Below are 13644 nucleotides of genomic sequence, written 5' to 3'. Positions count from 1 at the left end.
TTCCTCAATATGGGCTGCAACTATTTTTTCTCGGAGATCCACTGAATATGCTTTCATGACAGTATTATCTTTATTATTACTAACTGTACCTCATAACTTCGGAAACTGCTGTATCTTACTGATTACCCCCGTTTAACTGAACTATTACAAAAACTCCCTCTGGAAAAATAGTCAGAAGCTACATCTGGTAATTGTTACTGATTTGTAATGGTTCATTAAATTAATGTCATCGGGCTGTTCACTGATTTAAACCAAACCTCAATACTGAAATACTGCTATGACAAGTCAACCCAAAAAAAATAATTCTGCCAGCGAACCTAAGCGTGGGCAACCCGTAAAAATTAAGGGTAAGCGCGTTGTTCCTCACTCTGTGCGTAATCAAGGCAAAAGTGAAAGTAAACCTCGCACCTCTCGCTATGCTGCGGACAAATCCCCGGAAATTAGATTAAATAGAGAAGATAAGCCTTATGCTCCTAAACCTCGCACCTCTCGCTATGGTGCCGATAAATCCCCGGAAGTTAGATTAAATAGAGAAGATAAGCCTTATGCTCCTAAACCTCGCACATCTCGCTATGGTGCGGACAAATCCCCGGAAATTAGATTAAATAGAGAAGATAAGCCTTATGCTCCTAAACCTCGCACATCTCGCTATGGTGCGGACAAATCCCCGGAAATTAGATTAAATAGAGAAGATAAGCCTTATGCTCCTAAACCTCGCACATCTCGCTATGGTGCGGACAAATCCCCGGAAATTAGATTAAATAGAGAAGATAAGCCTTATGCTCCTAAACCTCGCACCTCTCGCTATGGTTCTGAGCAGTCTTCAGAAATCACATTAGCTGAAGGTAAATCCTTCAATGCTAGATACCGTCCCTCTTACCCATCCTCTCAACCGTCTTCAGAAATTACACCCACAGAAGAAAGTGATCTCATTTACGGTCGTCATCCAGTTTTAACTGCTTTGGAAAATGAACGTAGCATTAACAAGCTGTGGATTACTACCCGTCTCCGCTATGATCCCAGATTTCATCATTTGATTTTGCAAGCCAAGGATAATGGCGCAGTTATTGACGAAGTTGAACCAATGCGGTTAGACCAAATTACTGGTCGCGCTAATCACCAAGGAATAGCCGCTCAAATTTCTCCTTATTCCTATACTGAATTAGAGGATCTGATTAGTAAGGCTAAATCTATTAATGATCCTGTAATTGTTGTTGCTGATGGTATCACTGATCCCCACAACTTAGGGGCAATTATTCGCACAGCTGAAGCTATTGGCGCTCACGGTTTGGTGATTCCCCAAAGAAGGGCGGCAGGAATTACTTCAACGGTGGTGAAAGTGGCAGCGGGAGCATTAGAAACCTTTCCTGTAGCTAGAGTTGTTAATCTTGGTCGGGCTTTAGAACAGTTAAAAGAACAAGGTTTTTGGATTTACGGGACTGCTGTTACAGGTAGCGAATCATTGCAAAGCGTTAAATTTAGTGGTCCTGTGGTTTTAGTCGTGGGTGGTGAAGGTGAAGGTCTGGGGATGTTGACACAACGTTCTTGTGATGTTTTGGTATCTATTCCCTTACAGGGTAAGACTCCTAGCCTCAATGCTTCCGTGGCAACTGGTATGGCACTTTACGAAATTTATCGTCAAAAATCGCAAAATACGCTGTACTTTGATAAACTACAAACAATTGCCTTGAAAAAAGAATAATCAAAGCGTTTGTAGTTAAACCAGTCGGGGTAAAATTGGACAAAGTTGACTTCGCGGATAAATATCCACGAAGTCGGCAACTATAAAGAAATGTAAAAGATAATAAATTTAACCTATTCTCACACACTCAGTCACACGTTTATCAATCAGCGGAAACCATGAAAACAATTTGGAATAACCTTCAAGAAGGGTTGATTAATACATTAAATGTCCTCGGACTTGCTTGGTGGGTAAAAATTATCACACATACCCCCAAATGTACATACTACTTCGGTCCATTTTTCAGTTCTGTGGAAGCAAATAAAGCCAGTATTGGCTATATAGAAGATTTGGAAATTGAAGGAGCGCAGGGGATTATAGTCAATGTAGAACGTTGTAAACCTAGTGTGTTAACAATTGCTGAAGATTTGGGGGAATGGATTGACCGTAAAGTAAAGCCTGTCTTTAGCGGTCAAATATAGTCTAACAAGTAATTAGGCTGTCACCGTTCCTAGGCTAATCCTAGGAACGAACTTTGTTGAATCTAGACTTTTATTCTATTACTTGTTCTAATCTTATTAACTATTAAATGTAAAGGACAACATCGGGACTAAAGCCCGCACTAGAAAAAAATATAATTTTGTGTCAGACTTACATAAGTCCTATTGACATTGATCAGAATAGATGCTTATGGCGATCTTGAACATAGGAATTGAGAAGTGAAAAGTTATACTTATCACTTCTCAGAGACTACTCCTTACACTTATGCTAATTAAAACAGATAATCAATAAGTGCAACCTCTAGCTAAAGATGCAGATTTGTTGGCAATGGCAATAAAATCGGTGTAAATTATTGCCATATATCAAATATTATTATTTACCTCCCAATATTTCTTCAAGTTCTGTTAGCTTCACAGGTCCAGAAAAATTCTGACTGGTAATAATAAAAGAAGGTGTTCCCCCTAGTCCTAATTTTTGTGCTAATAATAGGTCATTTTGGATAGGTTTAATAGCTAATTGGCGGTCATTATTAAATTTTGTGAGATTTAATTTCAGCCTTTTAGCAATATCTAAATATAAAGTCTCACCCAATTGTTTTTGATTTGTAAACAAGGCATCATGATATTCCCAAAACTTACCTTGTTGAAATGCTGCCCAAGCTGCTGTAGCTGCTGGTAATGCTTGTTCATGAATTTGATAAAGGGGAAAATATTTATAAACTAATGTAAATTTATTAGGATATTTTGCTAATAAATCCTTTAGCTTTTTATGTGCTTCTGCACAATAGGGACATTCAAAATCAGAGAATTCTATCAATACAGTTTTTGATTGAGTCGCACCAATTGTAGGAGAATCACCAATTATAGTTTTGGGATTTGTTTGCAAATTATTGATAAATTCTTGTCGTGATTGTTGTAGTTTCTGTTGCTGCTGCTGCTGATATGCTTCCACAGATTCAATAATTATTTCTGGATTTTTGCGAATAATTTCTAGAACTTGTTGTTCTAGCTGGGGGTCTATTTTAGGGTCTATTTTAGTATCAGCTTGAACGGGGAGTGACCAGCTGAAAATTAGGCAGATAAAGCTAAAAATTACTAAATTTCGGAAATGAGTAAAAATTTTGAACATTTGTCAAAGCTATAGAATTAGCAATGTAATTTTATCAACTGGCGGATAAAATAGCAATTATCCCGATTTTATTTTATAGAATCATGCCTTTTATCAAAATATATATTTAAAATATATTTTTAAATTAAAACTGGGGTGAATACAAATATAAATTATGAAAGGTAAAATTTTGGCTACATCTGTATTTTTACTCACATTCAACTTATCAGGTACAGTTGAAGCTGCAAATTATGAAGATATGAGACAGTTATTAGCAAATAAACAATGTCCAAAATGTCTTTTCAGCAATGCTGGTTTAGTCATGGCTGACTTAGCCGGAACAAATTTAAGCGGGGCTAATCTTGCTGGTGCGGATTTACGAGGGGCAAATTTAAGCGGTGCAAGTTTATTTGGTGTGAATTTAAGCGAAGCTAAACTTAGTGGTGCAAACTTAACTGGTGCTGATTTAAGAAACACCTTTTGAATGAATGCTAAATTAAAAGACACCAATATAACAGGGTTAATCAACAGTTAAATGCTGCTCACAATTTGAGTCAAGAAGCGGTCAGATTGACCGTGTTAGCCTGTGGACTAGATAGTACCGATATTTCTAGGATGAAGCAGGAAAAAAAGCTGGTAATTGTTAGCTTATGTTAGCTTTTTTGTATCAGAGTTTAGGTTCGGTCTTATTATAATACTCACAACTCAACGATAATCGTAAACAAGGAAAAAAAATAGATGGCAGACAATTTTAAGAGTAAAGCGATCACACAAGGGGTACAGCGATCGCCCAATCGGGCTATGTTGAGGGCTGTAGGTTTTCAAGATGGAGATTTTGACAAAGCCATTGTCGGTATTGCCAATGGATACAGTACGATTACCCCTTGTAACATGGGGATTAACCAATTAGCACAGAGAGCAGAAACCGCTGTAAAAACCGCCGGGGCAATGCCGCAAATTTTCGGGACAATTACCATTAGTGATGGTATTTCTATGGGAACAGAAGGGATGAAATACTCCCTAGTATCACGGGAAGTAATTGCTGACTCCATTGAAACAGCCTGTACAGGGCAAAGTATGGACGGTGTATTAGCCATTGGTGGTTGTGATAAAAATATGCCAGGGGCAATGTTAGCCATGGCCAGAATGAATATTCCTGCCATCTTTGTTTACGGTGGCACAATCAAACCCGGACATTATGACGGTAAAGACTTAACCGTAGTTAGTTCCTTTGAAGCCGTTGGCCAGTACAGCGCGGGAAAAATTGACGAAAATGAACTGTTAGCGGTTGAACGTAGTGCTTGTCCCGGTGCAGGGTCATGTGGAGGGATGTTTACAGCCAATACCATGTCTTCAGCATTTGAAGCAATGGGCATGAGTTTACCCTATTCCTCTACCATGGCAGCCGAAGACCCAGAAAAAGCGGACAGTACGGAAAAATCGGCCATTGTCCTGGTTGAAGCTATTCGCAAACAAATATTACCTCGGACAATCATCACCCGTAAATCTATTGAAAACGCCATTTCTGTAATTATGGCGGTAGGTGGTTCTACTAATGCAGTTTTACATTTTCTGGCCATTGCCCGCGCTGCTGGTGTAGAATTAACAATAGACGACTTTGAAACCATTCGCGGCCGTGTTCCCGTTTTGTGTGATTTAAAACCTAGCGGTAGATATGTAGCTACAGATTTACACAAAGCCGGCGGTATTCCCCAAGTCATGAAAATGCTTTTAGTCCATGACTTACTCCATGGTGACTGTATGACAATTTCCGGGCAAACTGTGGACGAAGTTTTAGCAGATATCCCCGCAGAACCACGGACTGACCAAGATGTAATTCGTCCCTGGAATAATCCGATGTATGCTCAAGGACATTTAGCTATTCTCAAGGGCAACTTGGCCACGGAAGGAGCAGTAGCCAAAATTACCGGAGTCAAAAAGCCTGTAATTACCGGACCGGCAAGAGTATTTGAGTCGGAAGAGTCTTGTTTAGATGCGATTTTAGCGGGGAAAATCAAAGCAGGGGATGTGATTATTATCCGTTACGAAGGACCAAAAGGCGGACCTGGTATGAGAGAAATGCTGGCCCCCACCTCTGCTATTATCGGTGCTGGGTTAGGTGACTCTGTAGGATTAATTACCGACGGACGTTTTTCCGGTGGTACTTACGGTATGGTGGTCGGTCATGTTGCCCCAGAAGCAGCCGTAGGTGGTAATATAGCCTTAGTAGCAGAAGGTGATAGCATTACTATTGATGCTCATGCCCGGTTGTTGCAACTCAATGTATCAGATCAAGAATTAGCTACTCGTCGTGCAAATTGGCAACCACTTCCACCCCGATATACTAAAGGGGTACTAGGGAAATATGCCAAGCTAGTATCTTCTAGTAGTGTGGGTGCTGTGACAGATTTGAATTTATTTACTAATTAGTAATAACTAATTATATCACATCCCGGACTTTTTCAATAAGTCCGGGATTTGTATTTCATATGTATTTCATATTCAGATATTTTATATTTTTTATCTTGATTTGAGGACTAAGGTTTTGATAGGAATAAAAAACATCAATATACATGATTTATCTATTTGGGTGGAACAAGCAAAAACCCAAGCAGCACAAGGAAAAGTTATTGAACGCATTCCCCAATTAGCTATGGCTAACCCTAACTGGTTTGCTGTGAATATAACTTGTAAATCAGATGAAAGTTACAGTTTAGGAAATACAGATTGTATATTTCCATTTATGAGTGCAATTAAACCGTTTTCTCTACTATATTTATTGGAACAATTCACTGCAAAACAGGTTTTACAATGGGTTGGTATTCAACCCTCAACCGCACCTTTCAATTCTTTAGCGCAATTAATAGCAGATAATGGACATCCTCGTAATTCAATGATTAATAGTGGCGCTATTACTCTTGCTGATAAGTTTCCAGGAAAAGATAGCAATGAATCTACACAACTGTTCTGTACATGGTTAAATAAGTTAGCAGGTACTAGTCTATATATAGATTTAGATATTCTTGCTTCGGTTCGTGCTAATCGTTCTCCTATAAATATAGATATTACTAATTATCTCTATGAAGCCGGAAATGTAAATAATATTAAATTTGCTCTTGATGTTTATGAACAAATATGCTGTATATCTGGACGAGTAGAAGATTTAGCGAAATTAGGAAAAATACTAGCTTGTGAAAATGATTTTATCAATAATCAAAACCGTCAAGTTGTGAATGCAGTCATGTTAACTTGTGGTTTGTATGAAGTTTCCGCAGAATATAGTATCAAAATTGGTTTACCTATGAAGTCGGGTATTAGTGGTGGACTTATAACTATAGTACCAAATCAGGGAGCGATAGCCAGCTACAGTCCTGCTTTAGATCATGCTGGTAATTCTGTAGCTGGTTTAGCACTAATGGAAATTTTATCTCAAAATTTACAATTGAGTATTTTTTATTGATTACTCTTCAAGTTGAGATTTGATATTTCCCATTGTTTGAGGAACTGAATCTGTATCTAGTTGATTTGGATTTGATTCTAGTGGTTCTGTTACTTTTGACTGTTGTTCTGTTTTTGGTGCTGGTGTTTCTGTAACGTCAGCAGGTGTAACTTTGGGAATTAATTGTTGTTCTGTTTTTGGTGCTGGTGTTTCTGTAATGTCAGCAGGTGTAACTTCGGGAATTAATTGTTGTTCTGTTTTTGGTGCTGGTGTTTCTGTAATGTTATCAGGTGTAACTTTGGGAATTAATTGTTGTTCTGTTTTTGGTGCTGGTGTTTCTGTAATGTCAGCAGGTGTAACTTCGGGAATTGATTGTTGTTCTGTTTTTGGTGCTGGTGTTTCTGTAGAATTAGGTTCAGCAATCGGAATTTTAACTGTATAATTCTGGTCTACAATGCCACGTACTTCATCTGCTGTCAATTCTCCTCTGACAATTTTTGAAAGAGTATCTTGACCATTGGGTTGATAGTTAATTAATCTGATAGTGGTGTTAAAGGCATTTTTTACAGGTTGTCCTTGATTATTGAGAAATTCTAGTTCTACCCAAGTTTGGCCAGGTTTAAAGCCTTTAAGATAAATTGGTTGCCAACGATCAAGAATGAAACTTTCACCATTGATTGTGCTACGAATACGCCAGTTGCTCATTATATCATCAGGATTAGTTTCTGCGACACTGTGCAACGGTGCATTAGTTAAGTAGAAATCCAACATAATTGGTTCTGCACCATAATTACCATTAGGACGACTGTAGGTAAGTAAAGGTAATTTAGCATCAGGATTATTTTCCTCGGTTTTCGTAAAAATATGAAATGTAGTTTGAGCATACGCACCTTCATTTTTAAAACTTTCATGCCACGGACGAGAAGCAAAAACGCGGAGAGTATGGGTACCCGGAGATAAATTTGGTAATACTACCGATTGATTTAGGTCGTAAACAGCTATATAAGGTTTGTTATCTAAAATTAGGTGCAAATGGGGTCCAAGTTGCCATTGAGGGTCTTTAAATATTGGTAAGTCCTTAACCTGCAAACGCACGTTAACGGTATCTTCCTGAAGAACTTCATCTATTTTGGGACTGAGAATACTAACTTGGGGTTGATAACCTTCTAGACTAGGACGCAATGCTTGAATAACATCTGGTGGTGCAGTTTCCGAAAACGTCCCCGAAATTTCTGAAGCTGGTGGTGCTTTAACCTGGGGCTGAATAGATGGTTCTTTGCTGCTTACTGCTTCAACGCAACCGCTTAAAATCACGACTAGAAATAACGCGAAAACCCATTTAATAATTGGGAGTCTCTTTGACAAAATTCGCTGAAAAGATTTTCTCCACCCAGTGTTCATGTTTTGATCCTGTAATAGTTTTTAACAATTAACGCAATCATTGTGACGCAAATTATGACTCATGGACTATGGAGTAAAAGCATAAATCTATGGCCAGAGTTATAAATTTACTGACTTTTTTCTGATTACAATGGTAAACAAGTAATTTTTTTGACTGAATTTCTGGACAAGAATTTGCTTTTAGACGGCCAAATTTGGTCAAAAGTCCTTGAATAGCAAGTTTTTAAGCTGCTTTAAGTATAAATCATTTAATTTACAAATTGTTGTTATTTGTAAATTAAATGAAGAGTCTATTGACATTTGGACAATATATGAATTTGTAAAGTAGATGAGACCAGAAATTTGGCTATTTTTAATTATTGTTAACAGGTGTATAACAATGAGCAAGTTCAGACTCTATAATTCAACAGAAACAACTTTTCTTTTCCACACGACAACCGCATCGCTAAACCAGAGCAATCTGAAAAGAGCGACTGTGTTATTCTAGGTGGTATTCATGATTCCCCATTCCTTATAGAGAGGAGGTCGAATGACGATTAGTCCTCCGGAGCGAGAGGAAAAAAAAGCAAGAGTGATCGTTGACAATGACCCGGTTCCTACCTCATTTGAAAAATGGGCAAAGCCAGGGCATTTCGAGAGATCCTTAAGCAGAGGACCAAAAACCACAACCTGGATTTGGGACCTCCACGCCCTCGCCCATGATTTTGATACACATACAAGCGATTTAGAAGACATCTCCCGCAAGATATTCGCCGCTCACTTCGGCCATTTGGCTGTAGTAGCAATCTGGTTGAGCGGAATGTTGTTCCATGGCGCTAAGTTCTCTAACTACGAAGCTTGGCTGGCTGATCCATTAGGAGTCAAGCCCAGCGCTCAGACAGTTTGGTCTATTGTTGGACAAGACATTTTAAACGGTGATATGGGCGGCGGTTTCCGCGGCATTCAAACCACCTCCGGCTTGTTCCAAGTATGGCGTGGCTGGGGTATCACTAGCTCCTTCCAGCTATATGTAACTGCAATTGGCGGCTTGGTATTAGCAGGCTTGTTCTTATTTGCTGGCTGGTTCCACTACCACAAACGCGCTCCTAAACTGGAATGGTTCCAGAATGTGGAGTCAATGCTGAATCATCACTTATCAGTGTTGCTAGGCTGCGGTTCTTTGGGATGGGCTGGTCACTTAATCCATGTATCTGCACCAATCAACAAACTGTTAGATGCAGGTGTAGCAGCTAAGGACATCCCTCTGCCTCATGAATTGCTGTTTAATACAGCAAAAATGGCAGAACTTTACCCTGGTTTCGCTAGTGGTTTAACTCCTTTCTTCACTTTAAATTGGGGAGTTTATGCTGATATCCTCACATTTAAGGGTGGTTTAAACCCAGTTACAGGCGGCTTGTGGATGACTGATATTTCTCATCACCACCTAGCGATCGCTGTACTGTTCATCGTTGCTGGTCATATGTACCGTACCAACTGGGGTATCGGTCATAGCATCAAAGATATTCTAGAAGCTCATAAAGGTCCTTTCACTGGCGAAGGTCACAAAGGTCTTTACGAAAACCTCACCACTTCTTGGCACGCTCAATTGGCTACTAACTTAGCTTTCTTGGGTTCATTGACAATCATCATCGCGCATCATATGTACGCGATGCCTCCCTATCCTTACTTGGCGACGGACTACGCAACACAATTGTGTATCTTCACTCACCATATTTGGATCGGTGGTTTCTTGATTGTTGGTGGTGCGGCTCACGCGGCCATCTTCATGGTGCGGGATTACGATCCTGTTGTTAACCAAAACAACGTTTTAGATCGCGTGATTCGTCACCGTGACGCTATCATTTCTCACCTTAACTGGGTTTGTATTTTCTTAGGCTTCCACAGCTTTGGTTTGTACATTCACAATGACACCATGCGTGCTTTGGGTCGTCCCCAAGATATGTTCTCCGACAGCGCAATTCAATTACAGCCAGTATTTGCTCAGTGGGTGCAAAACCTGCACACATTAGCTCCTGGTAACACAGCACCTAACGCTCTGCAAGTAGTTAGTCATGCTTTTGGTGGTGGAATTGTGGCTATCGGCGATAAGATCGCTATGATGCCCATTACTTTGGGTACAGCGGACTTCATGGTTCACCACATCCACGCATTCACCATTCACGTTACTGTTCTCATCTTGCTCAAAGGTGTATTGTACGCCCGCAGTTCTCGTCTGATTCCAGACAAGGCGAACTTAGGCTTCCGATTCCCTTGCGATGGTCCAGGTCGTGGCGGTACTTGCCAAGTTTCCGGTTGGGATCATATCTTCCTGGGACTGTTCTGGATGTATAACTCCCTATCAATTGTAATTTTCCACTTTAGCTGGAAGATGCAATCTGATGTCTGGGGAACAGTAGACCCAGATGGCACAGTAAATCACATTACTGGTGGCAACTTTGCAGAAAGCGCTATCACCATCAACGGTTGGTTACGTGACTTCTTGTGGGCGCAAGCTACACAAGTAATTAACTCCTACGGAACAGAATTGTCCGCTTACGGACTAATGTTCTTAGGCGCTCACTTTGTTTGGGCGTTCAGCTTAATGTTCTTGTTTAGCGGTCGTGGCTACTGGCAAGAACTAATTGAGTCCATCGTTTGGGCGCACAATAAACTGAAAGTAGCCCCAACAATTCAGCCTCGCGCACTGAGCATCACTCAAGGTCGGGCTGTAGGTGTGGCTCACTACCTATTAGGAGGAATCGCCACCACTTGGGCATTCTTCCACGCACACATCCTTTCAGTAGGATAAAAATCAGTGGAATTTTGGGTTTTGGATTCTAAGATTTTAGATTCAATCCAAAATCCAAAATCTAGAATCTAAAATTTTGCTGACACTTGATGGCTAAAGGTCAGAGGACAGATCACACCTATGGCAACAAAATTTCCAAAATTTAGCCAGGATCTCGCACAGGACCCGACTACGCGTCGGATTTGGTATGCGATCGCTACAGGCAACGACTTTGAAAGCCACGATGGCATGACGGAAGAGAATCTTTACCAAAAGATTTTCGCTACGCACTTCGGTCACTTGGCAATCATCTTCCTGTGGGCATCCAGCCTCCTGTTCCACGTGGCCTGGCAAGGTAACTTTGAACAGTGGATTAAAGATCCCCTGCACGTCCGTCCCATTGCCCATGCAATTTGGGACCCTCACTTCGGTGAAGCAGCAATTGAAGCTTTCACCCAAGCGGGTGCAAGCAATCCCGTAAACATTGCTTACTCCGGTGTTTACCACTGGTGGTACACCATCGGGATGCGGACAAACGCCGAACTATACACTGGTTCCGTTGGTTTGCTCCTGTTGGCGGCATTGTTCCTATTTGCTGGTTGGTTACATTTACAACCCAAGTTTCGTCCTAGCCTCTCTTGGTTCAAGAGCGCTGAACCCCGTTTGAATCACCACCTCGCTGGTTTGTTCGGTGTTAGCTCCTTAGCTTGGACTGGTCACTTGGTTCACGTTGCTATTCCTGAATCCCGTGGTATTCACGTGGGTTGGGATAACTTCCTGAGTGTAGCTCCCCATCCAGCAGGTTTAACTCCTTTCTTCACAGGTAACTGGAGCGTTTACGCTCAAAACCCTGACACCGCTGGCCATTTATTTGGTACTTCCACCGGTGCTGGGACTGCGATTCTCACCTTCTTGGGCGGTTTCCACCCCCAAACAGAATCCTTGTGGTTGACTGACATGGCTCACCACCACTTGGCGATCGCAGTTTTGTTCATCATTGCTGGTCATATGTACCGGACTAACTTCGGAATTGGTCACAGCATTAAAGAAATGCTTAACTCCAAATCCGGTTTATTACCTGGTACAAAGAGCGAAGGTCCTTTCAACCTCCCTCACCAAGGTCTTTACGACACCATCAACAACTCCCTGCACTTCCAGTTGTCATTAGCTTTGGCATCTTTGGGAACTATTTGTTCCTTGGTAGCGCAGCATATGTACGCTCTGCCTCCTTATGCGTTCATCGCTAAGGACTACACAACACAGGCAGCATTGTACACCCACCACCAGTACATTGCTGGTTTCTTGATGGTTGGTGCTTTTGCTCACGCAGCAATCTTCTGGGTTCGTGACTACGACCCCGAACAAAACAAAGGTAACGTTCTTGACCGGATGTTACAGCACAAAGAAGCGATCATTTCCCACCTTAGCTGGGTATCTCTCTTCTTAGGCTTCCACACCTTGGGCTTATACGTTCACAACGACGTAGTTGTGGCCTTCGGTACTCCTGAAAAACAAATCTTGATTGAGCCAGTATTTGCTCAATTCATCCAAGCTGCCCAAGGTAAAGCTCTGTATGGCTTGAATGTACTGTTGTCTAACCCCGACAGTATTGCTTACACCGCTTACCCCAATGCTGGTAACGTTTGGTTGTCTGGCTGGTTAGATGCCATCAACTCAGGCACAAATTCCTTGTTCCTGACCATTGGCCCTGGCGACTTCTTGGTTCACCACGCTTTCGCTTTGGCTATCCACACCACCACCTTGGTACTTGTTAAGGGTGCTTTGGATGCTCGTGGTTCTAAACTGATGCCCGATAAAAAGGACTTCGGTTATGCGTTCCCCTGCGATGGTCCAGGCCGTGGCGGTACTTGCGATATCTCCGCATGGGACTCTTTCTACCTGTCTATGTTCTGGATGTTAAACACCATTGGTTGGGTAACTTTCTACTGGCACTGGAAACATCTAGGTATTTGGCAAGGTAACGTTGCTCAGTTCAACGAAAACTCTACCTACCTCATGGGTTGGTTCCGTGATTACCTCTGGGCTAACTCTGCTCAGTTGATTAACGGTTACAACCCTTACGGCATGAATAACTTGTCTGTTTGGGCTTGGATGTTCCTTTTTGGACACCTCATCTGGGCTACTGGTTTCATGTTCCTCATCTCTTGGAGAGGTTACTGGCAAGAGTTAATTGAAACTTTGGTTTGGGCGCACGAGCGTACTCCTTTAGCTAACTTGGTTCGCTGGAAGGATAAGCCCGTTGCTCTGTCTATTGTTCAAGCTCGTGTGGTTGGTTTAGCTCACTTCACTGTTGGCTACATCGTTACCTATGCAGCGTTCCTCATTGCTTCTACTGCTGGTAAGTTCGGTTGATCTTGACTACTGGTTGTAGGTAAGTAACAAAAAAATTCCCTGCCGCAAGGTGGGGGGTTTTTTTAATGGGCGGGCAGGATGCCCACCCCACAAGAGGATTTTTTTAATGGGCGGGCAGGATGCCCACCCCACAAGAGGATTTTTTTAATGGGCGGGCAGGATGCCCACCCCACAAGAGGATTTTTTTAATGGGCGGGCAGGATGCCCACCCCACAAGAGGATTTTTTTAATGGGCGGGCAGGATGCCCACCCCACAAGAGGATTTTTTTAATGGGCGGGCAGGATGCCCACCCCACAAGAGGATTTTTTTAATGGGCGGGCAGGATGCCCACCCCACAAGAGGATTTTTTTAATGGGCGGGCAGGATGCCCACCC

Annotated in this window: 8 protein-coding genes and 1 pseudogene; 7 read left to right on the top strand and 2 right to left on the bottom strand. The window is 41.7% G+C overall.

Going from position 1 to position 13644, the window contains the following annotated elements; genetic code table 11:
- Positions 1-595: 595 nt before the first annotated feature.
- Positions 596-1702 (top strand): 23S rRNA (guanosine(2251)-2'-O)-methyltransferase RlmB, encoded by a 1107-nt coding sequence (rlmB, locus tag H6F39_RS20870; RefSeq protein WP_370539411.1) that lies wholly within the window; start codon positions 596-598, stop codon positions 1700-1702.
- 158 nt (positions 1703-1860) lie between these two features.
- Positions 1861-2163 carry a DUF1816 domain-containing protein gene (locus H6F39_RS19200; RefSeq protein ID WP_137909334.1) on the top strand — a complete coding sequence of 101 codons (303 nt, stop codon included), beginning with the start codon at positions 1861-1863 and terminating at the stop codon, positions 2161-2163.
- 391 nt (positions 2164-2554) lie between these two features.
- Here the strand turns inward: H6F39_RS19200 and H6F39_RS19195 are convergent, their stop codons facing one another.
- A complete protein-coding gene (locus H6F39_RS19195; protein ID WP_137909333.1) occupies positions 2555-3310 on the bottom strand; it encodes a thioredoxin domain-containing protein in 756 nt (251 codons plus the stop codon).
- Positions 3311-3464: 154 nt separating this feature from the next.
- Here H6F39_RS19195 and H6F39_RS19190 point away from each other — a divergent pair.
- From H6F39_RS19190 to H6F39_RS19180, 3 genes and pseudogenes are all read left to right on the top strand, one after another.
- Positions 3465-3770: pseudogene (locus tag H6F39_RS19190) on the top strand (pentapeptide repeat-containing protein); the annotation flags it as partial.
- Positions 3771-4027: 257 nt separating this feature from the next.
- A complete protein-coding gene (gene ilvD / locus H6F39_RS19185; protein WP_137909332.1) occupies positions 4028-5719 on the top strand; it encodes a dihydroxy-acid dehydratase in 1692 nt (563 codons plus the stop codon).
- Between the two features lie 115 nt (positions 5720-5834).
- A complete protein-coding gene (locus H6F39_RS19180; RefSeq protein WP_190397236.1) occupies positions 5835-6749 on the top strand; it encodes a glutaminase in 915 nt (304 codons plus the stop codon).
- Here the strand turns inward: H6F39_RS19180 and H6F39_RS19175 are convergent, their stop codons facing one another.
- Positions 6750-8093, bottom strand: coding sequence for a hypothetical protein (locus tag H6F39_RS19175; protein ID WP_370539410.1), 1344 nt, complete (start codon positions 8091-8093; stop codon positions 6750-6752).
- Between the two features lie 565 nt (positions 8094-8658).
- On the opposite strand from H6F39_RS19175, the gene psaA reads away from it, so the two are divergent.
- Both psaA and psaB read left to right on the top strand, forming a co-directional pair.
- The gene (gene psaA, locus H6F39_RS19170) at positions 8659-10917 is read left to right on the top strand and encodes a photosystem I core protein PsaA (protein ID WP_137909330.1); all 2259 of its coding nucleotides are present in this window, start codon (positions 8659-8661) and stop codon (positions 10915-10917) included.
- Positions 10918-11037: 120 nt separating this feature from the next.
- Positions 11038-13269, top strand: coding sequence for a photosystem I core protein PsaB (gene psaB, locus H6F39_RS19165; protein WP_137909329.1), 2232 nt, complete (start codon positions 11038-11040; stop codon positions 13267-13269).
- Positions 13270-13644 lie beyond the last annotated feature (375 nt).

The sequence above is a fragment of the Dolichospermum sp. FACHB-1250 genome (assembly GCF_014696335.1).
Classification (GTDB): domain Bacteria; phylum Cyanobacteriota; class Cyanobacteriia; order Cyanobacteriales; family Nostocaceae; genus Dolichospermum; species Dolichospermum planctonicum.
Note: the sequence above shows the minus strand (reverse complement) of the source record. Positions and strands in the feature narration are given on the sequence as shown.

Excerpts from the sequence above, each read along its gene's own strand:
- H6F39_RS19200 (WP_137909334.1), top strand. The coding sequence starts at position 1,861 with ATGAAAACAATTTGGAATAACCTTCAAGAAGGGTTGATTAATACATTA.
- H6F39_RS19195 (WP_137909333.1), bottom strand. The coding sequence starts at position 3,310 with ATGTTCAAAATTTTTACTCATTTCCGAAATTTAGTAATTTTTAGCTTT.
- ilvD (WP_137909332.1), top strand. The coding sequence starts at position 4,028 with ATGGCAGACAATTTTAAGAGTAAAGCGATCACACAAGGGGTACAGCGA.
- psaA (WP_137909330.1), top strand. The coding sequence starts at position 8,659 with ATGACGATTAGTCCTCCGGAGCGAGAGGAAAAAAAAGCAAGAGTGATC.
- psaB (WP_137909329.1), top strand. The coding sequence starts at position 11,038 with ATGGCAACAAAATTTCCAAAATTTAGCCAGGATCTCGCACAGGACCCG.